24 protein-coding genes are annotated in these 22981 nt (G+C 44.3%); 15 read left to right on the forward strand and 9 right to left on the reverse strand.

Features of this window, described 5'->3' with window-relative positions:
• Positions 1–129 precede the first annotated feature (129 nt).
• Positions 130–573, forward strand: a complete 444-nt coding sequence (locus C1A12_RS00950) for a hypothetical protein (RefSeq protein WP_101841982.1) — start codon at positions 130–132, stop codon at positions 571–573.
• A 145-nt stretch (positions 574–718) separates the two neighbouring features.
• Positions 719–2143: an SLC13 family permease gene (locus C1A12_RS00955; protein ID WP_101841983.1), complete on the forward strand. Its 1425-nt coding sequence runs from the start codon at positions 719–721 to the stop codon at positions 2141–2143.
• A 312-nt stretch (positions 2144–2455) separates the two neighbouring features.
• On the opposite strand, the gene C1A12_RS00960 is transcribed toward C1A12_RS00955, so the two are convergent.
• Positions 2456–3100 (reverse strand): glycosyltransferase, encoded by a 645-nt coding sequence (locus tag C1A12_RS00960; protein WP_101841984.1) that lies wholly within the window; start codon positions 3098–3100, stop codon positions 2456–2458.
• A 197-nt stretch (positions 3101–3297) separates the two neighbouring features.
• On the opposite strand from C1A12_RS00960, the gene C1A12_RS00965 reads away from it, so the two are divergent.
• The 5 genes from C1A12_RS00965 to C1A12_RS00985 all read left to right on the forward strand — a co-directional run bounded on the left by C1A12_RS00965 (position 3298) and on the right by C1A12_RS00985 (position 6928).
• A complete protein-coding gene (locus C1A12_RS00965) occupies positions 3298–3693 on the forward strand; it encodes a VOC family protein (protein WP_101841985.1) in 396 nt (131 codons plus the stop codon).
• 21 nt (positions 3694–3714) lie between these two features.
• Positions 3715–4086: a VOC family protein gene (locus C1A12_RS00970; RefSeq protein WP_101841986.1), complete on the forward strand. Its 372-nt coding sequence runs from the start codon at positions 3715–3717 to the stop codon at positions 4084–4086.
• Positions 4087–4323: 237 nt separating this feature from the next.
• Positions 4324–4572 (forward strand): hypothetical protein, encoded by a 249-nt coding sequence (locus C1A12_RS00975; RefSeq protein ID WP_101841987.1) that lies wholly within the window; start codon positions 4324–4326, stop codon positions 4570–4572.
• 139 nt (positions 4573–4711) lie between these two features.
• Complete coding sequence (locus tag C1A12_RS00980) at positions 4712–5341, forward strand: LysE family transporter (RefSeq protein WP_101841988.1); 630 nt, start codon at positions 4712–4714, stop codon at positions 5339–5341.
• A gap of 225 nt (positions 5342–5566) precedes the next feature.
• A complete protein-coding gene (locus C1A12_RS00985; RefSeq protein ID WP_101841989.1) occupies positions 5567–6928 on the forward strand; it encodes an amino acid permease in 1362 nt (453 codons plus the stop codon).
• Positions 6929–6935: 7 nt separating this feature from the next.
• On the opposite strand, the gene C1A12_RS00990 is transcribed toward C1A12_RS00985, so the two are convergent.
• Entirely contained in the window at positions 6936–7835 is a 900-nt protein-coding gene (locus C1A12_RS00990) for an SDR family oxidoreductase (protein ID WP_101841990.1), read from the reverse strand.
• Positions 7836–8239: 404 nt separating this feature from the next.
• Between C1A12_RS00990 and C1A12_RS01000 the strand changes: the two genes are divergently transcribed.
• The 4 genes from C1A12_RS01000 to C1A12_RS01015 all read left to right on the forward strand — a co-directional run bounded on the left by C1A12_RS01000 (position 8240) and on the right by C1A12_RS01015 (position 11268).
• Positions 8240–8950 carry a hypothetical protein gene (locus C1A12_RS01000; RefSeq protein WP_101841992.1) on the forward strand — a complete coding sequence of 237 codons (711 nt, stop codon included), beginning with the start codon at positions 8240–8242 and terminating at the stop codon, positions 8948–8950.
• Positions 8951–9067: 117 nt separating this feature from the next.
• Complete coding sequence (locus C1A12_RS01005) at positions 9068–9697, forward strand: histidine phosphatase family protein (RefSeq protein WP_200816533.1); 630 nt, start codon at positions 9068–9070, stop codon at positions 9695–9697.
• 104 nt (positions 9698–9801) lie between these two features.
• Complete coding sequence (locus tag C1A12_RS01010) at positions 9802–10533, forward strand: GDSL-type esterase/lipase family protein (protein ID WP_101841993.1); 732 nt, start codon at positions 9802–9804, stop codon at positions 10531–10533.
• A gap of 117 nt (positions 10534–10650) precedes the next feature.
• A complete protein-coding gene (locus tag C1A12_RS01015) occupies positions 10651–11268 on the forward strand; it encodes a CoA pyrophosphatase (protein WP_101841994.1) in 618 nt (205 codons plus the stop codon).
• Positions 11269–11325: 57 nt separating this feature from the next.
• Here C1A12_RS01015 and C1A12_RS01020 read toward each other — a convergent pair whose 3' ends face one another.
• The 4 genes from C1A12_RS01020 to C1A12_RS01035 form a co-directional block, all read right to left on the reverse strand.
• Positions 11326–13269: an ABC transporter permease gene (locus C1A12_RS01020; protein WP_101841995.1), complete on the reverse strand. Its 1944-nt coding sequence runs from the start codon at positions 13267–13269 to the stop codon at positions 11326–11328.
• Complete coding sequence (locus tag C1A12_RS01025) at positions 13259–14020, reverse strand: ABC transporter ATP-binding protein (protein ID WP_101841996.1); 762 nt, start codon at positions 14018–14020, stop codon at positions 13259–13261. Before C1A12_RS01025 ends, C1A12_RS01020 begins: the two co-directional genes overlap by 11 nt.
• Positions 14021–14120: 100 nt before the next feature.
• On the reverse strand, positions 14121–15128 hold the full coding sequence (locus C1A12_RS01030) for a sensor histidine kinase (RefSeq protein ID WP_101841997.1): 1008 nt from the start codon (positions 15126–15128) through the stop codon (positions 14121–14123).
• Positions 15125–15814, reverse strand: a complete 690-nt coding sequence (locus C1A12_RS01035) for a response regulator transcription factor (protein WP_101841998.1) — start codon at positions 15812–15814, stop codon at positions 15125–15127. The genes C1A12_RS01030 and C1A12_RS01035 overlap by 4 nt, the downstream gene beginning before the upstream one ends.
• Positions 15815–15988: 174 nt before the next feature.
• Here C1A12_RS01035 and C1A12_RS01040 point away from each other — a divergent pair, with 174 nt between their 5' ends.
• On the forward strand, positions 15989–16405 hold the full coding sequence (locus C1A12_RS01040; RefSeq protein WP_101841999.1) for a thioesterase family protein: 417 nt from the start codon (positions 15989–15991) through the stop codon (positions 16403–16405).
• An 81-nt stretch (positions 16406–16486) separates the two neighbouring features.
• Here C1A12_RS01040 and C1A12_RS01045 read toward each other — a convergent pair whose 3' ends face one another.
• The gene (locus C1A12_RS01045; protein WP_101842000.1) at positions 16487–17758 is read right to left on the reverse strand and encodes an OFA family MFS transporter; all 1272 of its coding nucleotides are present in this window, start codon (positions 17756–17758) and stop codon (positions 16487–16489) included.
• Between the two features lie 196 nt (positions 17759–17954).
• On the opposite strand from C1A12_RS01045, the gene C1A12_RS01050 reads away from it, so the two are divergent.
• Together C1A12_RS01050 and C1A12_RS01055 are read left to right on the forward strand one after the other, a co-directional pair.
• On the forward strand, positions 17955–19664 hold the full coding sequence (locus C1A12_RS01050; RefSeq protein WP_101842001.1) for an ABC transporter ATP-binding protein: 1710 nt from the start codon (positions 17955–17957) through the stop codon (positions 19662–19664).
• Positions 19665–20065: 401 nt separating this feature from the next.
• Complete coding sequence (locus C1A12_RS01055; RefSeq protein WP_101842002.1) at positions 20066–20548, forward strand: YjdJ family protein; 483 nt, start codon at positions 20066–20068, stop codon at positions 20546–20548.
• A 167-nt stretch (positions 20549–20715) separates the two neighbouring features.
• Here the strand turns inward: C1A12_RS01055 and C1A12_RS01060 are convergent, their stop codons facing one another.
• On the reverse strand, positions 20716–21372 hold the full coding sequence (locus tag C1A12_RS01060; protein WP_101842003.1) for a permease prefix domain 1-containing protein: 657 nt from the start codon (positions 21370–21372) through the stop codon (positions 20716–20718).
• A complete protein-coding gene (locus tag C1A12_RS01065; protein WP_101842004.1) occupies positions 21356–21715 on the reverse strand; it encodes a PadR family transcriptional regulator in 360 nt (119 codons plus the stop codon). The genes C1A12_RS01060 and C1A12_RS01065 overlap by 17 nt, the downstream gene beginning before the upstream one ends.
• Positions 21716–21876: 161 nt before the next feature.
• On the opposite strand from C1A12_RS01065, the gene C1A12_RS01070 reads away from it, so the two are divergent.
• A complete protein-coding gene (locus C1A12_RS01070; protein ID WP_101842005.1) occupies positions 21877–22905 on the forward strand; it encodes a DUF2332 domain-containing protein in 1029 nt (342 codons plus the stop codon).
• The last annotated feature ends 76 nt before the right edge of the window (positions 22906–22981 follow it).

A 22981-nucleotide genomic window follows, 5' to 3' on the forward strand; every position in this document is an offset into this window, starting at 1 on the left:
TTGCCGGTTTTATGCAGATAAAAACCCACAAACGTAAACATCAACGTTTACGTTTGTGGGTTTAGAAATACATATTAAGGATGAGCAGTAAGCCGCCGATTATAAATATATAAAGATGGGGGGTTATCTATGAAAGACAAGCTTATTTCTCTTGTTGCAGCTAACATACTTTTAGGGATCATCATTTACTGGATTTCCTATGTTCCCGCTTCTCAACGGAATGAGGGCACGTATTTTTTTGGGTTTGGCGAGATCGTTACGCTGGTCATCATCTATGCAGGACCGGCTTATCTATTAGCCGGCTTACCGTGTTCATACATAATTGAAAAATATACGAAGCGGAAAAATGGGGTGAAGGGCTATTTCCTGCGGCTTGGGCTTTATTCAGCAGCAGGCTTAGCGACCGGTTTGTTTTACTCGCTTATTGTATTTCGGGAAATGCCTGTCCTCATTGAAGGGGGGATCATTTTTTTAGGTTTGAGCTTAATAGCCTCAACTGTTTATTATCATATCCTGCTGGTGGTTACGTGTAGAAGTAATAGGCGGGAGAATCAATTGAGGAACATCATGTAAGCTGCTTTTTCATAAGAGGGGGGAGTCTTTTTAACTAGTAAAATCTTATGATTACTTTTCCTGGATGAAGTGCTAAAGTTGAAATTGTTGTATTTTTCTATCAACTCATGAAATCGATTTCAAAGACATCTAAGGAGGAACGCATATGGAGTTTAGACAAAGATTCGGACTGGTTCTTGGTCCTTTGCTGTTTGCTATTCTGTTCTTTATCCCGGCTATTACAGGGCTTGAGAGCGAGCCGAGGGCCGTTCTGGCGGTCACAGCCTGGGTTGCGACCTGGTGGATCACCGAAGCGATGCCGATTCCGGCGACATCGCTGCTGCCGATCTTCCTGCTACCAATTACAGGTGGGACGGATCAGGGTACGGCGTCAATGGCGTACGCAGACCCGATTGTGTTCATGTATATGGGTGGTTTTACCATTGCCCTTGCGATTCAGAAGTGGGACTTACATAAAAGGATTGCAATGACGATTATTTCGTTCGTCGGCACCGGCAGCCATCGGATGATTCTTGGTGTAATCATTGCGACGGCCGGACTGTCGATGTGGATTTCGAATGCGGCGACAGCGCTTATGATGCTTCCCATCGCGCTGGCGTTAATTGCAGAAGTAAAGGAGAAGAATTTCTTCGATGAGCCTTCCCTGCACCGTTTCGCCAAGGGGCTTCTGCTATCAGTTGCTTACGCCGCCTCAATCGGCGGGCTTGCGACAATTATCGGTTCTGTGCCGAACGCGGCATTCGTAGCCGTTGCGGCCAACAATCTCGATCGTACGGTTTCTTTTTTTGACTGGTTTATCTTCGGGTTTCCGTTGACGATTATATTGTTAGTCGGGCTGTATTTCTACCTGACAAAAATACAATTTAAGGTGAAAACCCAAAAAGACATTTCTACGGATTTTGCGAAAAATCAATTGAAGGATCTTGGACCGATGTCCTATGAGGAAAAAGCGGTGCTCACGGTATTCAGTGTGGTGGGTGCGCTCTGGATGACGAGCGGCTTTATTCCTGAAGACTATAGGCTTTCTGATACTTCAATCTCTATGATTGGTGCCGTCTCTATGTTCCTTTTCCCGGCCAGGCAGGCAAAAGGCGGGCTTATGGTCTGGGAGGATATGAAAGAGCTGCCGTGGGGACTGTTGTTGTTGTTCGGGGGCGGACTTTCTCTTGCCGCTGGATTTGAATCCTCGAATTTAACGGAATGGATTGGGGATCAGCTGCAGGGTCTTGAAGTACTGCCGTTCCTGCTTATCTTAATCACCCTTGCGACGATCGTGCTCTTCATGACGGAAATCATGTCCAATACGGCTGTTTCCAACATGCTGATCCCGATCAGTATTGGCCTTGCGCTCGGTATCGGAGCAGATCCGTATGCGATCATGGGGGTTGTGGCATTAACCGCTTCCTGTGCATTTATGCTGCCCATCTCGACGCCCCCGAACGCTGCTGTGTTCAGTTCGGATTATTTAACGATTGACGATATGGTGAAAGCCGGATTCTGGATGAACGTTCTGTCGATTATTGTGATTGTGCTGTTCGTTTATCTCTGGCAGCCGGTGGTATTGAATTAATACGAGGTGAAAGCTCTCCTTAACGGGGAGCTTTTATTTTTGGAAAAAGACTTCATTGTGAGAATGAGCGGGTTTCCATCAAGCAGGAAGAAATAGGGGGGACCTCACGGGAGAAGTGAGGTCCTGGTGGTCATTATTCTACTGCTCCTCACTAAATTGGTTAGAAAAGTGAGAAGAAAGGTCACCTCAAATTGTAGTACACTTATACTTTAATGTAAACACGCTTTAAATAATTAAAGTATTAATCTCTTTACTTATGGACCTGTAAAGTCCTTTGAAAAAGCTTCAGCTCGAGGCTGAAGCTTTTCGAAATTATTGCTTGAATTTATCTGGAAACTGTTTCACAACACCTTCCGAGATGGCATCCGACATTAAGATGATATGAGTAACCCCTTCATCAATCGCAACGATTCTTTCATCCCATTCTTTTTCTAAGCTAGCGGCTAAGTCATCGGCTACTAATTCCAAATGTTCATGCAGCATGTTTAATAATTCATCCTTATTTAAATGAGGGTTGGCCTCACTAAGGAAAGACGCTATATCATCAGCATTTCTATACCATTCTTCGTTGAGCTGACCCACCAGATCCTGCTCCCCGTTCTTAGCCGCATCTACAATCTTGCCGGCAATAACGATATGTTCCTTAAGCAGATCCGTAAGTTTACTCCCGGCTTCCTCTCCGTATATCGGCTTCACCGCATTACCGATATCCTCCTGATTTCTTAGAAGCCTCTCCAGCACTTGCTCTTGATCCTCCGCACCTGCAGTGGTTGCACTTGTAATATAATTGCTTGTCCACAATACATGATCAATCCAAAGCCTTCTGAACTCATTTTCGAATTCTACTGCTGCCGGACTCATGAATTGTTCCTCTGCTTCACTATTGGCACTAACAACGCCAGGTAACAGACTTACGAGAAATAATACAGTTAACACCGTACACAAATGTTTTTTCATTAAAATTTACTCCTTCCAAATTAAAAAGTCATTCCTATTATTGCTGCGTTAATTTTTTTCATTCGTCCAAAAACCGTACGTACCTTTTAATGACGGAAATCACCAATCGGGGATTTGACGAAAAAATAAAGAAGGAGTATGAAGCTATTGGTAGAATCTAGATAATGATAGCAAAAGTCTAAAAACAGGAGGTCATCATGGGCAGATTAGTTCATTTTGAGATTCACGTGGATGACATGGAACGTGCAAAGACGTTTTACGGAGAGGTATTTGGATGGACATTTGAAGATTGGAGCGATTATGCGGGCATGCCTTATTTCGGTGCCGTGACGGGCGATGAAAAGGAGATGGGAATTAACGGGGCGTTAATGCAGCGTCAAAGTGCTCCTCCCGAACTAAACCAGCCTTTGAATGCTTTTGCTTGTACGATGGGGGTGGATGATTTCGATTCTGCTGAATCGAAAATTATTGATAATGGAGGCAAGGTTGCCATGCCAAAATATGCGCTGCCCGGGATGGCCTGGCAGGGATATTTTATGGATACGGAAGGAAATCTCTTTGGTGTTCACCAGCCGGATGAAAACGCAAAGTAGTCGGCGAAAGGGAGGAATGAGATGAAACTTGGTGCATTTTCTATAAGTTTAAGTGTAAAAGACATTCACAAATCAAAAGCATTTTATGAAAAGTTAGGGTTTGATGCCCTTGGGGGAGATCCTGCCCAAAATTGGCTCATTATGAAAAATGAAAACTGTGTGATCGGGCTGTTTCAAGGAATGTTCGAGAAAAATATCCTCACCTTCAATCCTGGATGGAACCAAAATGCCGAAAATATTGATTCGTTCACCGATGTTCGGGAACTCCAAAAGCAGCTGAAAGAAAACGGTATTAACATTTTGGCTGAGGCGGATGAAACGAGCGAAGGACCCGAAAGTCTAACCATTGAAGACCCGGATGGAAACCCTATTCTAATTGATCAACACAGGTGACGTTAAAGCGCTATTTTTTTTGTTAGGTCGTTATCCCTAAGCGTTAAGTCGTTATCTTCCAACGTTACGTCGCTATCTTCCGACGTTAAGGCATTATCCTCCGCCGTTAAGGCGCTATCCATATACTTAAAGAATCGTTCTCCTGGCCGCGGCGACCCTGTTGCACGAATAAATTAAGGGAAATCATCTAACTCTACAAAAGAACGTGCAAAAAAGGATAGGATGGAGGATCGTCACATGAAGATAGACAATATGGAGGCCGTCATGGAAAACCTTAACGATGCCCACCAGGCTGTTCAAAGAGCTCAAGCGGATCCAAATGGCTATACGGAGGCGCAGCAGCATGTAAAACAAGCGGAAGAAATGCTTAGTGAAGCAAGGCGTAATCCAAACATCAACAACGCAGCCAATACATTAGAATGGAAACGTGCAGCCGATTTACTACGTATGATCGAAGAGACGAGTCAGGCGATCAGCCGGCGCTAAACACACATTGCTGATAAAGCAACGTGTGTTTTTTTGTCTCATTCGGGGATTCCGCGCTGCAAACACTCTCAATTGTGATAATCTCTGAGCTGTGGAATAGATATAGTACAAGCCCTCATAAAAGTAAGGAGTGAAAATATTGGGAGTGTTTTTGAGCTATATTTTTCTTGGGTTATCTTTAGCCGCCCCTCTCGGACCAATCAACGCCGCACAGATTAATCACGGGATCAAAAATGGATTTTTCCATTCATGGTTAATCGGGCTGGGCTCCATCGTGGCTGAAATTTTCTTCATTCTTGCTGTTTTTTTTGGTGTCGTCCATTTCCTGGAAACTTCTTTTATGAAGACGTTTCTTTGGTCGTTTGGCTCTTTTGTATTGTTCTATACAGGCATTGAGAGCATTACAAGTTCTCAAAAGCTTGAACTGAGCGAAGACCGCACAAAGGATTCATTAAGGAAAACATTTACCACAGGATTCCTCATCTCCATTAGTAATCCCCTTTCGATTTTGTTCTGGCTCGGTATTTATGGTTCGGTATTAGCGAATACGATTGATAAATATGATAATGCTCATCTTCTCCTCTATGGCGGTGCCATTTTAATCGGTGTGATGGCATGGGATATCACGATGGCCTCGGTTTCCAGTGGATTCCGTAAGTTCTTAACGGAACGAACGTTAAAAAGAATTGCTGTTGTGACGGGAGTATCTTTACTCGGCTTCGCAGTCTACTTCGGTTATCAAGCCATCCGGCTGATTTTTCACCTTTAAATATGTGCCTTCGATTGAAATAGTAAAGGCAGCACGAATACATAAAGTTCCAATTGGAGGGTCGAGCTATCAGGTTCAAGGCTCACTAGCGGGTCCAGCTGTACGTCGGTTGGGCTCTTTTTTATATATCAGGAATATAATTGGTCGTTAAAACAAATAAATAAAGTGGATTTTAAAAGGTGCGACCTTGCCGCTAATCATGTTTTCGCATAAAGGAGAAAGATTATGAAGTGTTCGACCACGAATAACCAGACGTCAAACTCTGAATCTAAGGGGAATTTAAAATGGTGGCAGCTCTCTTTAGTCGGAGTAGGGTGCACGATTGGAACAGGTTATTTTTTAGGTTCAAGTATCGGAATCGGCCTGACAGGACCTTCCATTGTCTTTTCCTTCCTATTGGCAGCGATCGGTACGTATATTGTTTTTAATTTATTGGCCAAAATGACAGCAAAAGATCCTCAAGAGGGATCCTTTTGTTATTATTCAGGCAAAGCCTTCGGACGCTGGGCGAGGTTCAGCTGCGGGTGGAATTACTGGTGTTCCAATATCCTCATTATGGGAAGCCAGCTCATCGCCTTATCCATTTTGACGCAACTGTGGCTGCCTAACGTTCCTTTATGGATATTTGCAGCGGGGTATGCTGTCCTTTCCATTTTTGTAGTTTTCTTAGGCACAAAAAGTTTTGATAAAGTCGAAGATATACTGGCTGTCATTAAAACAGCAGCGATCATTATGTTTATCCTGTTAGGAGCGGCCGCTTTATTAGGGTGGGTATCAGGGGGACCGCAGGAGAAGCCGGATTTTCCCAACACCGGGAAGGAGCTTTTCCCAGAAGGATTCCCGGGGTTCTGGGCCTCGCTGATCTATGCTTTCTATGCGTTCGGGGGCATTGAAGTTATAGGGCTTATGGCAATCCGTCTGAAAAAGAAAGAAGAAGCTCCAAAAGCCGGATCGATTATGTTGTTGCTGCTTGCCGTCATTTATATCTTGTCTTTAGGGCTGGCGGTGACGATGGTTTCCTTCCATGCTTTTGACCCTAATGAAAGTCCTTTTGTTACGGCATTAGACGATTATAATCTTTCTTTTTTCCCTCACGTTTTTAACGCAGCCATCATCATTGCCGGTTTTTCTACGATGACGGCTGCATTGTTCGGGGTGACGACCCTGCTTGTCACCATTGCGAAAGATGGAGATGCTCCAGCTGTATTTTCTAAAAAAATAAAATTCAAAGAACTCCCTTTAGCTGCTTTAGGACTTGGAACAGCGGGTTTGCTTGCCTCCGTAATCACGGCTTTACTTGTTCCTGAAAAAATATATGAATACATCACGACGGCTGCCGGCATTTTACTTTTATACAACTGGTCTTTTATTATCCTGTCTGCTTTCCGTGTGCTTGGCAAGGAAAAAATGATAAGCAGAATATTCTCGATCGGAGGCTTAGTGTTACTTTTGGCTGCAGTGAGTGGGACGTTAGTGGACAAAAGTGTGCGTCCCGGTTTTTTTATTAGTTTGTTATTAATTGTAATCATTGGCGGAGTTACAGTCTGGATGAGCAGAAGATGGAAGAAATCGAATCAACCAGGTTAAACCATGATTACGATCCGACAAATTCACCACCATTAATATGGATGGTCTGCCCGGTTATATAAGACCCGTCACTTGAAGCCAGCAACACATAGACAGGCGCTAGTTCGTACGGGTGGCCAGCACGTTTCATTGGAACGTCGCTTCCAAAAGTTTTGACCATATCCGGTGTAAAAGAAGCCGGAATAAGTGGCGTCCAAATGGGACCAGGAGCCACCGCGTTGACCCGAATTCCCTGGTCGACTAGATTGTTGGCAAGAGCACGTGTAAAGCTGACGATCGCTCCTTTCGTCGTCGTATAATCAATTAAGTCTTTTCTCCCGATATAAGCATTAATTGAAGTGGTGTTGATGATGCTTCCTCCTGCTTTCATATGAGGGACTGCAGCCTTCGTCATGTAAAAAAACGGGTGGATGTTTGTGGCAAAGGTGGTGTGCCACTGTTCATCACTAATATCTGTGAATCGATTCTGGATAAATTGAACAGCTAAATTATTAACAAGAATATCGATTCGGCCGAACATCTCAAGAGTGTAAGAGATCACAAAACTGCAGTGTGCATTACTACGAAGGTCTCCTGGAAGTAATACGCAACGCTGCCCTAGCTGCTCAACAGCCTGCTTGGTTTCCTCCGCATCTTCATGTTCATCAAAATACGCCAGAACCAGATCGGCTCCTTCCTTCGCAAACGCAACAGCTACTGCCCTGCCAATACCACTATCCCCACCGCTTATGACGGCTACCTGGTTGTTCATTTTTCCAGTCCCGATATAGTTAGGGTTATCATAAATAGGGCGGGGAACCATTAAATATTCCATGCCTGGCTGTCTAGTCTGCTCCTGGGGAGGAAACGTATAATTGATTTCTTTACATTTTATATCTGAACCATAGGGGGAGGGCTTTGAATCCATGGGAACACCTCTTTATTCGTTTATCCTGTAATGTATTCGCATGGGGAAATATCGTTAACGTCGCAGCAGTGGCCGGCTTCCTGTTTAAAAGCAGGAAAAACTCTATAAATTGCGCCTTTTGTAGCAGAATAAGGGGGAGAACGTCCAACCATCGTAGGGGGGAGCAGGTGGAGGGCATTCTTGTGTGAAGGGTGTTTAAGGCGTCACTTGGTAATATCCCCCCCCATATCGGTTATATGGATCTAGGAAACAATGGAAGATACGCGATATGAACAAGCGATATACTGAAGAGACAAGCGCTAGGGTAAGGAAAAAGACTCATACTTTTGTGCATATCGCGATACGCTACGGCTTGCAAAATCGTCGAAAAACCTTCATATTTAAAGTAAAGGAGGTTCGACAGCTTGCGACACGATATTCAACCGAATGAACGAGCTTATACGACAAAAGAAGCGGCAGAAGCAGTAGGGATCGCTACGCCTACAGTACGGAAATATGGTCAGGTTTTAGAACGCAATGGTTATGAGTTTTTCAAGGATGGGGATCGTCGTATCTTTGTGCGAACCGATATCGAAGCGCTTAAAGCGATACGCGATACGGAGAATCCGATTGATGTCACAGCTAAGTTCCTGGCAGAACAGCAAAAGGACCGGCTGGAAACGTCAAACGAAACCGATATATCGCTTACCGATACATACGAACAGTCGATACAGGATCCAGAGCAATTACGAAGCTTCTTAAAGGTAATTGCCAACGAATTGGCTGCCTCCAGGGAAATGAATGTTCAATTGACCAATGATATGGCCGAGTTGAAAACCACAGTTTCCCGCCTCCAGCAGGATCACCACGTCATCAGTTCCGGAGTAGGTAATTTTTCCAAAAAAACTCACACGAGAATCGAGCAGTTATCCTCTCAGCAGCAAAAACATTATGAAGAGCTGCTTGAGAAAGAAAAGGAAAGAAGCGAATCTCTCCGTCAGGAACTGCACCACCTGCGCGAGGAGCAGAAAAAGGAATGGCAGGCCCAAAATGAGTTCAACAAGCGTCTCGAGGAGTCGGTCCAGCAAAAGCCTCAAGGCGGGTTGGGGAAATTGTTTGCTATGTTTCGTAAATAAATAACCTTCTCTCTATCCCTTAGCGATCTAAGGGGTTTTATTTTTATTGCTTTAAACACGCGTTTCGGTGCCCTTCATAAACTAATGCCAACATGCTTAAAAAGGAGAGAAGTTTAGTTGCGTTATGAAGAACATCTCACGTGTCCTCCGCGGCCCTCACTTCATCACTATCCAACCAGCCAAAGTTGGAGCTGCGGTATTGTAGACTGCCGACAGTCACTTCTATCCTCGCTTAGAGAAGGCGGGTATATTTTATACGTCAGGCATGCCGAAGCTACTGCAGGCGAAGATACACCCATGCTTAATTTTTCCGATTGTTCCACACAGCGAAATCTTTCTAATACAGGAAGGAACCAGGCTGCAGCCTACGGTCAAACCCTTCGCAGGCTGCGCATACCGGTTTCCCTGCCTGTTTTCGCCAGTCCATTTTGCAGAAGCAGAGAGACGGCTTTTCTAGCTTTTAGTGAAGAAAATGTGTACACAGACCCTTTTTGGTTCCATGTTTACTTACTAAGTGCCGACTTATCTGATTATGAAAAAGCCTCGATCATAAATTCATTAACGAGCAGGCTGGAGCTGCCCCCTCCCGAAGGCACCAATACTGTCATTATTGCGCATAGTTTCCCGGAAGGAGTAGGACTGGGACCTATAAGCAATATGGGTACCGTCGTTGTAAAGCCGCTTGGGGAAGGGAATGGATTTGAAGTAACTGGACGTCTATCCCTGCAGGAGTTTATGAACCTATGAGGTGACTGAGGGGAAAATCTATCAAACTCTCAGTTGCTTTTTATAAACAGGCTTTGGTATGATAGTATTGATCGTTATAACGAATGAACGGAGATGAATAACAAATGAAAAAGGTAGCTGTTTTCATACTTGTTGTTGTGTTCTTTGCATCAATCCCGTTAACTGCTTCTGCCAAAGGACCTGTGAAGAAAGAGATGGACTATGTCGCTCTTGGAGATTCACTCGCAGCCGGAATTACGCCGTACAATGAGAGCGGAACAGGATATCCGGATTATTTTGTTGAGCGTTTAAGACAGTCCCAGTACACCGTCGACTATAGTAATTTTGCCTTTCCAGGTGATACATCTACAGACCTGACATTCGTTCTTAATAAAGATCGTGTTCAGGCTGATATTGAAGAAGCCGAGTTTGTCACCATCAATATAGGAGCGAATGATCTGCTAAAACTCTTAAACTTAGAAACCCAGGAATATCCTTCAGAAAGTGAAGTTTTTACGGCTCTTTCCACACTGGGTCAGAATCTAAATGATGTGCTTACGACAATAGAGGAGCTTAACCCGCAGGCAAAAGTCTATATCATGGGATATTACAACCCGTTTCCTTACCAGCCGCAGGAGCTCCAGCCTCAGCTTGAATCACTCCTTGACTCTTTAAATCAGGTGATCGAGTCTGCAACAGACAGATTCGGCCATACGTACGTGCCGACCGAAGAATTGATTGAACGAAAGTACAAAACCTATCTGCCTAATCCTTCGAACATCCACTTGAGTGAAGCGGGTTATCAGGAGATCGCTAAAGAGTTCTGGAAGAAGCTCGATAAAAGCAAAAATAAGTGAGCAGAAGTGGACCAGGTGAGGGTCCGCTTTTTCTTTTCGCCATAAGCTATATTCTGTAAAGACTCTGTACATCCTCGTATAATAGAAGAATGAATAGTAGGAAGAGAAGGTGACGGTATGAAGAGAGAAGCCATTGAGAATAAAATGAAAAACCATAAGCCTTCTATAATCGGCCAGAAGCAAATTACGAACTATTCGATTCTCCTTCCTCTAATGGAAAAAGAAGGGGAGCTTCATTTAGTGTTTGAAGTTCGTTCGCTCCAGATGAGAAGGCAGCCGGGGGAAATATGTTTTCCAGGTGGTAAAGTGGATCGTCAGGATCGTCAGGTGCTGGATGCGGCTGTGCGGGAAGCGAAAGAGGAGCTTGGCATCACAGGTCATGACATTGAAAAGGTTTACCCATTTGATTACATGGTTTCCCCTTTTGGGATGATCGTTCACACTTACGTAGGTTTCCTTAATTGCCCGGAGGACAGGATTTCCCCTAATCCGGCGGAGGTGGAAGAAGTGTTCACTGTTCCGCTTTCTTTTTTTCAAGAAAATGAACCGGATATTCACTATGTCAACTTTGACGTGATTCCTGATGAAGGGTTTCCTTTTGAATTGATTGCTAATGGAAGGGATTATGAATGGCAGACGCGTAAAATGGAAGAATTTTTCTATCAATATGAAGACAAAGTAATTTGGGGACTGACCGCGCGCGTTTTGCACGCATTTATTGAGTCTTTGGATTAAGATGTTTCACGTGAAACATAGAAAATCTCCAGCAATACCGCTGGAGATTTTTCCCTTTTATAAAGCTTGCTTTATTACTTTTTTATAATAAAACACCGACAGCAGTCCAAAGATCGAGTAAAGGGCGGTGTACACTCCCATGACGATAAACATTGGTGTCCACATTTCCGTTCCGAATAAAAACCAGCCTGATTGGACAGCGAAGCAGCTGTGCAGAAGTCCAATCATAAGCGGGATGCCAAAGTTAAACAGCTGCTTGCCTTGAATCCCTTTTAGCAAGTCGCCTCGGGTATATCCGAGCTTGCGTAAAATGGTATAGTTCGGTTGTTCTTCATCTCCTTCATCCATCTGCTTAAAGTAAAGAATACAGCCGGAGGTGATTAAGAATGTTAAACCGAGGAAGCCTACGATGAACATAATCAATCCCATGTTCTGTTTCTGCATCTGATAGGTCGCATACTGAGAGGAGTTACCAGGTGTTTCGCTCAATTGCATACTTTGAAAAAGTTGATCTGCTTCTTCTGCAGACGTTTCCTCATTCAGTGTCAGGCCAACGAATGTATTGGATTCCCGCTGAATGTCGGGATCCGCATCGCTTGCGACCGTATCAAATACGCTGTCATCTACAACAGCAGTCGGGAGACCAGTTGTAATAAAAGTAGGAAGGACATCGACCTTCTCTGTCCCTAAGTAGGATTGATTGATTTCTTCGTTTTCACTGCGTATTGTGATTTTGCCGGAATCGGCTAGATTCATCATACGATGGAGCGCGTCATTATAACCGGCGAACCGGGTTTCCTTTTCACTGACGTCGATTTCTTCCACACTCTCGTCACTAACTACAGCCATGGTCGTCCAGCTGCCATCCATATTTAAATCTTCGGTACTGACACCAACAATCTCTTCAATATAAACTTCAGCTTGAACAAACTCTGTCGTTTCTTCATTGTATTCAATGCCGTGTTCACGGAGTTCGTCACCAAACGCAGCGGCATCTTCTGTACTAACAAAGGTAAAATCATCAGGAGATTCTCCTTCTGCTGTCTTTCCTGCCGAATAATAAGAAATATAGCTTAACGACAAAAGCCCGATTGCAAGAGCTGATACCGTCGTGATAATAGTAAGCAGTAATGCATTTGATTTCATCCGAAACATAATGGACGAGAGCGAAAGGACTTCATTGATTGATAAGTAGCCGTCTTTCTTTTTGCGGATCAAGTTGGCCACAAACCGCACGGAGCCTTTATAAAAGAAGTACGTACCAATAATGACGGATCCTAGAATGAAGATCATCGCCATAAACAAGCTGTTCATCGACGTGAAATTCCCGTTAAACAGCTTCGAAGAGACATAGTAGCCTGTTAAGATCAAGGCAATGCCAAACACACCCATAATAATTTCGAATACAGATAACTTTTTCACACGGCTTTCTGTTTTTTGTTTCACGTGAAACAATGCCAGAATGGTCTGCCGCTTTACGAATACGTAATTGAGCAGCATGATCAGAATATAAATCGCCGCAAAGACCACCAGCGTCTGGAGGAGTGCTTCGGGAGAGAAGTTCAGGCTGGCGACGTTGTCAACACCGGTCACTTTAAACACAATCATCGTCACTAATTTGGAGATAGAGAATCCCAATAAGATGCCGATGATGAGGGATCCGAAATATATAAACAGGTTTTCGACGCTCAACATGTAAAAAATGCGCTGTTTAGTCATCCCGATGAGTTGAAATAAGCCGATTTCTTTACTTCGTCTTTTAATGAATAAATTATTCGCGTAGATGAGGAAGACTGCAACAATCGAAATGAGCATAATCGAAGCAGCTCGCAGGGCAGCTGCCCCTTTGATCGTTCCTGTTGCTTCATCCATGGACGGATCATACTGCAGCGTTACAAAGGAAAAATAAAGCGCTACGCTGAACACCAGGGCAAACACGTACAAATAATAGTTGGCGATGTTCTTTTTCATATTGCGAAAGATAAGCTGATTAATGCTCATACTGCACCCCGCCTAAGACTCCCTGTGTTTTCATGATGTCCTTTAAGAAGGTCTGCCGCGACTGGTCCCCTTTATTCAACTGTGTATAAATGTGACCGTCTTTAATGAAGACGACCCGGCTGCTGTAGCTTGCGGCAACAGGATCGTGGGACACCATCACTATGGTAGCCTCGCGCTTATCGTTTAAATCACTTAATTTGCCAAGCAAACCAGAAGCTGCTTTAGAATCAAGCGCTCCTGTTGGTTCATCAGCGAAAATAATACTCGGCTCGTGGATGAACGCACGAGCTGCCGATGTCCGCTGTTTCTGTCCGCCTGAGATTTCATTAGGATATTTATGGGCAATATCCTCGATACCGAGCTCGTTTGCGACAGTCTTGAATTTCGCATTGGCTTCCTTCTTCGAGGCTTTCGTTATCGAGAGGGGCAGGAGGATATTCTCTTTCACCGTCAGTGTATCAAGCAGATTATATTCCTGAAAAATAAACCCTAGGTGCTGCTTTCTGAATTCGGCGAGCTGCTTTTCCTTCTGTGTCGTAAGTTCTTTTCCTTCGATTTTAATCGTTCCCTGGCTGACTCGATCAATGGTTGACAGCACGTTAAGCAGCGTCGTCTTTCCCGAGCCGGACGCCCCCATAATTGTCAAAAATTCTCCTTTGCCGATGCTTACATCAATGCCTGTTAATACGTCCTGCTTCGTGAATTTATTTCCATAGCTCTTATAAATTTTTTCAGCTTCTAATATATTCATTGTCATACCCCCGTTCACTTGATATCCCTATTGTATAAGCTCTTCCTGCTTTAAGTCCTTTCATTCGTCGAACAAAAAAGAAAAGCGAGTGACACTTTTGTCACACGCCTTGAATCTCGATGAATTCGTTTGCTTTGGGGAAGGTGAGGGTGAAGGTTGAGCCGTGTGCGAGCTTCGATTGAACGTCCATACTGATCTGTAAGGGGGACGCTGCTTTTTTCGCCAGGTACAGACCCATGCCGGTTGCTGCATGATCTTCATGCTTAGTCGTAGAGGTAAAGCCTTTATCGAAAATACGCGGAAGGTCACGTGCGTTAATTCCGCGTCCGCTGTCCGTAATGCTGAGCGTCGCTTGTTCGTTTTCCTTGCTGCTTGAGATCATGATTTCCGAGCCTTCCTCACTATATTTTACAGCGTTCGTCAGCAGCTGGCGGAGGATAAAGCCAAGCCATTTGGCGTCACTAAGTACGGTGGTCTCCGTAAGGTCCACGTCAAAACCGACCCCTTTTTGCAGGCACCATGAACGTAAGGTGTTAATTTCGCTGAAAAGAAGCGGCTCAAGCTCCACTTTTTCTACATATAAGTCATTCTCAATAAACGGCATCCGTTTCTGATGCAGCTGCTGGTCCAGCAGTAAATGAACGCGCAGCCATTCGTGTTTAAGCTGAGATTTCAGCTTTTGATCGTTAATCCGGTCGATGATGAGATCCATCGCTGTCAGCGGTGTTTTTACTTCATGAATCCAGGAGAGAAGTTCATCTTTTTCCTGCTCAAGCTGAATGGTGTGGGCGGTGGACTGTGCCTTGAGCTGCTCGATCGGCTGGGTGATGTTTTCTTCTACAATGAATTCGAACGGCCGATCGGGGTCAGGGATGGTCGTTAAGTCCAGGTTGTGGTCGCGTTCCGCCAGTTCTTTAAAAAACTTCGTCTCCCGGTGATAGCGGAAAACGAGAAATAGTACAAAGATGACGGAAGAGAGGAGAATGTAATATAAGATCGCCCGATACGGAATCGTCGTGTCGAGATAGGCAATGAATAAGGCAACCAGCTGGAGGGTAAGAAACAGAAGAATCCAGCTGCGCCTTTCTTTTAAATATATTCCAATCATCGGCTCACCTGATCAACAGCTATGTATCCCTGGCCGACCTTTGTTTCAATCGCGTCCCCAAGCTTTAAATCGACCAGCTTCTTCCGCAGGCGGTTAACGTTGACGGTCAGGGTATTATCGCTGACAAACCGCTGGTCATCCCACAGCCGATTCATCAAATCCTCCCGGCTGACGATCTGGTTCTTCCGTTCAATTAACAACCGCAAAATGAACATTTCATTCTTTGTCAATTCAATGGCGCCATGGTCATTCGTCACGCGGCTGCGCTCAAAATCGATAGTTGCCCCCAGCCACGTCTTAAGCTCCGGTGCTTCGGCGCTATAGTTATACACCCGGCGCAAAATCGCCTGGATCTTCGCGATTAGGACATCAAAGTGAAACGGTTTTTGAACAAAATCATCCGCCCCGAGATTCATCGACATCACCATATCTGTCGGGTGGTCGCGTGAGGATAGGAAAATAATCGGCACATTTGAATGCTGGCGGATCATCCGGCACCAGTGAAAGCCATCAAACTTCGGGAGCTGAATATCTATAATGACGAGGTCGGGCTCGACTGCTGTGAAAGTTTCCATAACACGCTGGAAATTATCGATGCCTGTGACCTCATATTCCCACTGTGCCAGCCGGTCTCTCATTTCATTAAACAACGATACATCGTCTTCAATTAGTAATAGGGTAAACAATGAACTCACCACGCTTTCTATATGGAAATTATAGCAAATTTATGGGGAAGACGTCGGGGAAGTTGTGTGAAAAAATTATGGAAAATATTCAGCCCTTTCGGTTACAATCAAGTAAACGCTGTCAATCTATTATCAAGGCTTAAATTAACGAGCCTTCAATAAAGGAATGAGCCTATGTATAAAACTATAATTGACCCTCGTGTCTCTGAAACGGATGGTGTCGGGCATATTAATAACACAGTCGTACCGGTATGGCTTGAAGCGGGGCGCAATCCGCTGTTTAAGCTGTTCACTCCCGATCATAACTTTGATAATTGGAAAATGATCATCATTAATATGAATATTGATTTTAAAAGCCAAATCTATTTTGGCTATGAAGTGGAGATCTATACGTGGGTGGAGAAGATCGGCAATACGAGTCTTGTGTTATATGAGGAAGTATGGCAAAGCGATACGCTATGCGCTTCAGGGCATACCACGTACGTGAATTTCAATGTGGAAAAGCAGGCATCTGAGAAGATTCCAGACGATATAAGAAGCGATTTAAAAGCGCACCTTAGAGGCGTATCGTCCAGCGATACAACCGCATGAGTATACCAGCGAAAAATCTGCGTTTTCGCTTCAGACAAAAACTCCGGCTATCATCCAGCCGGAGTTTTTCTATTTTCTATATTAATAGTTTACCGCATCTGTCTCCTCTTTGCGTTCGTATGCTTTTTCAATCCGCTTAATATCAAGCTTCATGAGAATTGAGACGATCAGCGAGAGTGTAATTAACCCGAGAAATACGTAAAACACAGCGGTATACCCGTCTGTTCTTTCTCTAATTTGTGAGACAAGCATCGGGCCGAAGACGCCTCCTAAGGACCACGTGGTTAGGAGATAGCCGTGAATAGAACCGAGCTGTTTCGTGCCAAATAAGTCGCCGATAAATGCTGGCAGGTTTGAGAAGCCTCCGCCATAACAGCTGACCACAAGCAGGATTAAAATCTGGAAGATGATCGCGTTTGTCGTAATCGGCAGTGTAAAGAAAGCGACGGTTTGAATGATAAAGAAAATCAGGAATACATTGGGTCGTCCAATGTAGTCGGAAGCGGCAGCCCAGCCAATTCTTCCTCCACCGTTAAAGATCCCCATGATCCCGACCATTGTTGCTGCTGCCGCTGCGGATAAGCCGACGACTTCCTGAGCCATAGGCGAAGCGACTGATATCATCATAATCCCGGCGGTTGTATTAATCAGCATCATGATCCAAAGCAGCCAGAATCGGCGGGTTTTCACAGCTTCTTTTGAGGTAAGCTGCTGTAAGTCTTTTTTGAATACTTTTTTTCCGGAGGCCATGTCCTTTTTCATTCCAGCAGGCATCCAGCCTTCCGGGGGCGGCGCGATGTATGAAGCGCCTAACGTAATAAACACAAAATAGGTTAATCCCAGGATATAAAATGTATTGGCAATCCCAACAGTACTCATGAGGCTGGCGGCTAATGGAGCGGTAATAAGCGCCCCTGTTCCAAAGCCGAGAACGGCCAGTCCTGTAGCTAAACCACGCCGGTCAGGGAACCATTTCACCAGGGTGGATACGGGTGAGATGTAGCCGATTCCAAGCCCGAGGCCGCTTGCCAGTCCATACGTAAGCAGGAATAAGATGAGGGAATCCACAGCAATGGCCACTCCAGCACCTGCTTGTCCTACTCCGAACAGAACAGCTGATACCATCGCTGACTTCCTCGGACCGCTTTTTTCAACGAATTTTCCGAATAAGGCCGCTGAAGATCCGGCCAGCGCCATCATAATTGTAAAGGCGATCGTTACTTGAGTCGGGGTCCATCCCATCTGTTCACTGACGGGAGTGGTGTAGACGCTGTAAGCATATGCGCCCCCGATGGATAGGTGAATGGCAATGGCTGATAAAGCGATCAGCCATCTGTTTTTTGTGGTGTTCATGTACGTCCTCCTCTGTTCCTTATAGTGTAAGCGCATACAAAAAGGATACATGGAATGAGTGGTAAAATCAAACTTTTTAGAATAATTTAAACAATCTGTAAAATGACTGATAAGGATAAATTAAATTGTGAAATCCCGCTGAGAGCCGTATAATTGAAAATGGATTTCAATTGTAAAATGAAGAGGGGTTTCATGGGTGTTAGCACGATTTTTTTCTTACTATAAACCATACAAATGGTTGTTTATACTAGATTTCAGCTGCGCGGTGCTGGTCGGGATCTTAGAACTGGCCTTTCCGCTTGCGGTGAATTATGTCATTGATAAGCTGCTGCCGCGCGAGAATTGGACGATCATTATCATCGCCTGTATCGGGCTGCTGCTTGTCTATCTCATCAATACCGGGCTTCATTACGTGGTCACTTACTGGGGGCATAAGCTTGGCATCAACATTGAGACGGATATGCGGCAGAAGCTTTTTACCCATATGCAGAAGTTGTCGTTCGGCTATTACGATAACAGCAAAACCGGTCACAGCATTTCGCGGCTGACCAAGGATTTAGAGGAAATCGGCGAAGTGGCTCACCACGGACCGGAGGACATGTTTGTTGCTTTTATGACGCTGATCGGCTCGTTCGTTATCATGCTGACGATCAACTGGAAGCTGGCTGTTCTTTCCTTTATCGTTATTCCGCTGCTTATTGTACTCGCCATCTATTTTAATAAAAAAATGACGGTTACGTTCCGTCGCATGTTCCATAATGTCGCAGAGATCAACTCGCGGGTAGAAGACAGCATCGGAGGAATCCGGGTGGTTCAGGCGTTTGCCAACGAAAAGCATGAACAGAGCAAATTCCAGGAGAACAACGAGCATTACCGTACGACAAAGCTTCAGTCTTATAGAATTATGGCACAGAACGTTACCGCCAACTATGTGCTGATGAGAATGGTGACGCTGTTTACACTGCTGTTTGGAACCTATTTTGTCATTGCCGGCGAGCTGACTTACGGTGAATTTGTTGCGTTTATCCTGCTTGCGAATATTCTCATTGGACCGATTCAAAAAATTAACGCCGTGATTGAAAGCTATCCTAAAGGGATTGCCGGTTTTAAGCGGTATACCGAGATCATGGACACAGCTCCTGAGATTAAAGATAAAGACGACGCGGTTCATCGAGAACTGCGTGGTGCGATCGATTACCGGGACGTCACGTTTGGCTACGAAGGGCTTGCTCCTGTACTGGATCACATCAGCCTCTCCATTGATCCCGGAGAAACAGTCGCCTTCGTCGGTCCTTCGGGCGCTGGAAAAACGACCCTGTGCAGTCTGCTGCCGCGCTTTTACGAAATACAAGACGGTGCGATCGCTGTTGACGGTACCGACATCCGCGATATTAAGCTCGATTCCCTGCGCAGCCAGATCGGAATCGTACAGCAGGATGTCTTCCTTTTCTCAGGAACGATTCGTGAAAACATCGCCTACGGGAACTTAAAGGCGACGGATGAAGAAATAATGCAAGCTTCGATTCGAGCACGACTCGATGAATTTATCGCCAGTCAGCCGCAAGGGCTCGACACCGTCATCGGAGAAAGAGGTGTGAAGCTCTCTGGAGGACAGAAGCAGCGCTTATCCATCGCCCGCATGTTTTTGAAAAATCCGCCGATTTTAATTCTGGATGAAGCGACGTCGGCTCTTGATACCGAAACGGAAATTGCGATCCAGCAATCTCTTGAAGAGCTGACAGAAGGGCGCACCACGCTCGTTATTGCCCACCGGCTTGCGACGATTAAAAACGCCGACCGGATCATGGTGGTTACAAAAGAGGGAATTGCGGAGCAGGGTAATCATGAAGAACTGCTGCAATCTGAAGGGATTTACAGCCGGCTGCATGCCGCACAATTTAATTAATCGATCATTGAGTGATTCTTTTCAATTACGAATATGAATAACAACAAATAGACTAGTGATACCGAGAGAGGATGACACCCTGCCACAGCAGCAGGAGGAAATTTGTGTGAATGTGAAGCGGGTGTTTGACTGGGTGCATTCTTGTATAGAAAGAGAAGTGACCATTACCGCCGGGGACCTTGCGTTTACTTTGTAATTTTAACTAGCCGGCAAACCTGAAATAGCAAGAAAATAAAAGAGCGGAGACACACTCTTCGCTCTTCTTTATAATGGTCGACTTTACATATTTTCAATTTATTGTAAGTTCTCGTGCCTTTTTGTGATAAGGTGGACGTAGACATACATACCTGCATGAGTGCTGAAGTAAAAGGAAGGCGCAATAGCAAAAAGGAGGTGGGACAATGTATAAGTTTTTAACTCAAATCGGTATTTCATTCTTTTTATTGATTTTCGCAGCTTTTGCCTCCTGGTACGAGGGGAGTGCGATTTTAGAAAATCCCTGGGAATGGAAATACTCAACGCCTTTCTCGGAGCTTTTTTATGGAGAAGTTCACAGCCAGGCTCACATTTCTCAACTTGACTATTTTGTATATGCAGCAAAATTCCAACCCGCTTTTCCGATCTTGATGGTAGTCAGTAGTATTTATATCATTCTATTGATTGGAAATTCCTTATTTAGAGACCGTCTAAAAACGTTAACTCTATATCTATGTTTCTGGGGAGCATCGTTTATATCTCTCAGTTTACTTATTAATCATTCTCCTACAACAGGAGGAAAAATCTTCACATTCATTTTTTTAATAAGCGGAATTTGGTGTTGTGCTAAAGCTGCGTATGTTTCTTATAAGACCAGAGGGAAACTGTCCCATCATATTGTTCATTAGTTGGAATTCAGCACGATGATGACTTATGATAATAAAAGAGAAGTGCTGCAACACTTCTCTTTACCTCTTATCCAGAGGACTCACTTTAAATGGGCCACTTTGTATCTTCGTTGATAGGGTGGTTCTTTTTTTATACTATTTAGGAATCCTATCATATACCCACCTCGTTATTTTCTTCTACTTGTCTGCTGCGTAAATAAAAGAGTCAGCCACAACCCAAGTCCGATAATGAAGAATACCATAAACGAACTGATGGCAATGAATACTTCTCCGGTGGCTAAGCCTGACGTAAAAGCGACAAAGAGACTGAATAAAATGATGCCGATCGCTAACGCATAAAGCAGCGCTCTTCCTTTTCTCATGGCGTAATACTTTCTTGTCTCTCTCGTCAGCAGGCTGTAAGTTACCAGTGCTCCTCCAGCCACGACGAAAATGGCAGGCCCGGTTACAGCTACACCGGGGAGACCCATGAAGTACAGCATCGCAGTAGTTAAGGCTCCGAAAACGATGACTAAGATTCCGACGATTAATCCTGCAGCTGATACTCTTGAGGCCATCGATGTGTAGATCTCTTTTTTCGTTTGGTCTTCACCATGGCGGCGCATATCTTCTTTAAGCCCGGTTAAGTCTCCCATCGAATGGGTTGCTTGTTTAAAGGCTTCATCTTCTGATTTTCCTTCTTTTTCGAAATCGCGGGCTTTTTCTTTGAGATTGACAGTTAGTTCTTCTTTTAGTTCATAAAGCTGCTGACTTTCGCCCACCCCGGAGAATTCCTGATCAAGGTAGGTTTTCACTTTTTTATCCAGGTTATTCTGACGTTTCATTCGAGTCGTTCCCTCCTTTAATTAATTTGTTTAGAATTTCTTTTGCAAACTCCCAATCTCTTTGGTTCTGAGCGAAGCGTTCTCTGCCTGTATCCGTAATTTGATAATATTTGCGGCGGCCTCCCTGGGTTTCATCGCCCCAATATGAAGCAATGTAGCCGTCTTTTTCGAGACGACGAAAGGCTGTGTAAAGGGTTGCTTCTTTCAGTTCATATTGACCGTTACTTAATTCGAGGATCTTTTTATAAATCTCATAACCATAACTATCGTGCTGCTGGAGAATGTTCAGCACAATAGTATCGGTGTGTCCGCGGATCAAGTCATTGGAGATTTTCTTTTCCAACGCTTCCCCACCTCCTTTATTACAATATATAGCACATTACTTTGTCTGTCAAAGTAATTTATTAAGAATAGTAATTATGAGGCTGTAGAAACCCGTTTACATAAATTTGGAAATGGACTAAAGTTATAGATAACAGCGCTGACGGTAAAGGAGAAAAAGCAATGAATAGTCAATGGATAGCAGAAAGGTTCCACCATTTCGCTTCTTTTGAGTGTGAAGGTTCCAGCGAGCTTTATAAAAACTTGTCCTTACATATTGCGAAGGATGATCCATTACGGCAACTGTGTTTACATGCGAGGGAAGACCAGCCGATTCCAAATTTACTCTTTGGAGCGGTTCATTATTTATTGCTCCAGGGTACAGATCATGAATTAAAAGAGTACTATCCAAGCTTAAGGAATGGGAGCAGGAGGGAGAAGGACCCTTTTCCACTGTTTAAAGATTTTTGCAGTGAATACAGGGATAAAATAATGTCCATCCTTCAAACCAGACGTGTGCAGACCAATGAAGTACGTCGTTGCGCTTACCTGTATCCTGTCTTCTGTTACATCTACCAGCAAACCAATAAGCCTCTTTCGCTTATAGAAATTGGAACGAGTGCAGGCCTGCAGCTGTTATGGGACCAGTACGCTTATTCGTACGGAACTGACAGCCTTTATGGCAGCAAGCATTCTTTTGTTCATCTAACCTCTCACGTACGACACGGTGAATTATCACATGATTTACTGTCTACCCATCCGCCAGTCAACGATCGGTTAGGCATTGATTTACACTTAAGCGACCTCACCTGTGAAGAGGATTATTTATGGTTAAAAGCTCTCATCTGGCCGGAACACAAGGAAAGACGAAGAAACTTTGAAAATGCAGTAAAGCAATTAAAGTTAAATCCTCCTCCTCTAATAGAAGGAGATGGAGCATCCTTATTACTGAAAGCAGCTGAGGGGACTCCTGCAGATACGACGATTTGTCTCTTTCATACTCATGTGGCTAATCAGATGCCAACGTCTGTTAGAAGCGAGTTCATTCAAAACGTTCATAAAATAGGCAGTTATCGAGATATCTTTCATGTTTACAACAATATAGAGGATAGGAAGCTTCACGTGGATTCGATCATAAACGGAAAGGTAACGAAGCGGACTGTCGGTGAGACCGATGGGCATGGAAGCTGGTTTGATTGGAGTTTGTCCTGATTTACAACGTAAAATCAGCTGGTTCTGGAGGGGTGGAATAAGCAGATAAAATAAGGGATACAAGGAGACGATTTTC

This window comes from Halobacillus sp. Marseille-P3879, assembly GCF_900240285.1.
Lineage (GTDB): Bacteria > Bacillota > Bacilli > Bacillales > Halobacillaceae > Halobacillus_A.

Coding starts and splice junctions, on each gene's coding strand:
- C1A12_RS00950 (WP_101841982.1), top strand. CDS start 130: ATGAAAGACAAGCTTATTTCTCTTGTTGCAGCTAACATACTTTTAGGG.
- C1A12_RS00955 (WP_101841983.1), top strand. CDS start 719: ATGGAGTTTAGACAAAGATTCGGACTGGTTCTTGGTCCTTTGCTGTTT.
- C1A12_RS00960 (WP_101841984.1), bottom strand. CDS start 3,100: ATGAAAAAACATTTGTGTACGGTGTTAACTGTATTATTTCTCGTAAGT.
- C1A12_RS00965 (WP_101841985.1), top strand. CDS start 3,298: ATGGGCAGATTAGTTCATTTTGAGATTCACGTGGATGACATGGAACGT.
- C1A12_RS00970 (WP_101841986.1), top strand. CDS start 3,715: ATGAAACTTGGTGCATTTTCTATAAGTTTAAGTGTAAAAGACATTCAC.
- C1A12_RS00975 (WP_101841987.1), top strand. CDS start 4,324: ATGAAGATAGACAATATGGAGGCCGTCATGGAAAACCTTAACGATGCC.
- C1A12_RS00985 (WP_101841989.1), top strand. CDS start 5,567: ATGAAGTGTTCGACCACGAATAACCAGACGTCAAACTCTGAATCTAAG.
- C1A12_RS00990 (WP_101841990.1), bottom strand. CDS start 7,835: ATGGATTCAAAGCCCTCCCCCTATGGTTCAGATATAAAATGTAAAGAA.
- C1A12_RS01010 (WP_101841993.1), top strand. CDS start 9,802: ATGAAAAAGGTAGCTGTTTTCATACTTGTTGTTGTGTTCTTTGCATCA.
- C1A12_RS01015 (WP_101841994.1), top strand. CDS start 10,651: ATGAAGAGAGAAGCCATTGAGAATAAAATGAAAAACCATAAGCCTTCT.
- C1A12_RS01020 (WP_101841995.1), bottom strand. CDS start 13,269: ATGAGCATTAATCAGCTTATCTTTCGCAATATGAAAAAGAACATCGCC.
- C1A12_RS01025 (WP_101841996.1), bottom strand. CDS start 14,020: ATGAATATATTAGAAGCTGAAAAAATTTATAAGAGCTATGGAAATAAA.
- C1A12_RS01030 (WP_101841997.1), bottom strand. CDS start 15,128: ATGATTGGAATATATTTAAAAGAAAGGCGCAGCTGGATTCTTCTGTTT.
- C1A12_RS01040 (WP_101841999.1), top strand. CDS start 15,989: ATGTATAAAACTATAATTGACCCTCGTGTCTCTGAAACGGATGGTGTC.
- C1A12_RS01045 (WP_101842000.1), bottom strand. CDS start 17,758: ATGAACACCACAAAAAACAGATGGCTGATCGCTTTATCAGCCATTGCC.
- C1A12_RS01055 (WP_101842002.1), top strand. CDS start 20,066: ATGTATAAGTTTTTAACTCAAATCGGTATTTCATTCTTTTTATTGATT.
- C1A12_RS01060 (WP_101842003.1), bottom strand. CDS start 21,372: ATGAAACGTCAGAATAACCTGGATAAAAAAGTGAAAACCTACCTTGAT.
- C1A12_RS01070 (WP_101842005.1), top strand. CDS start 21,877: ATGAATAGTCAATGGATAGCAGAAAGGTTCCACCATTTCGCTTCTTTT.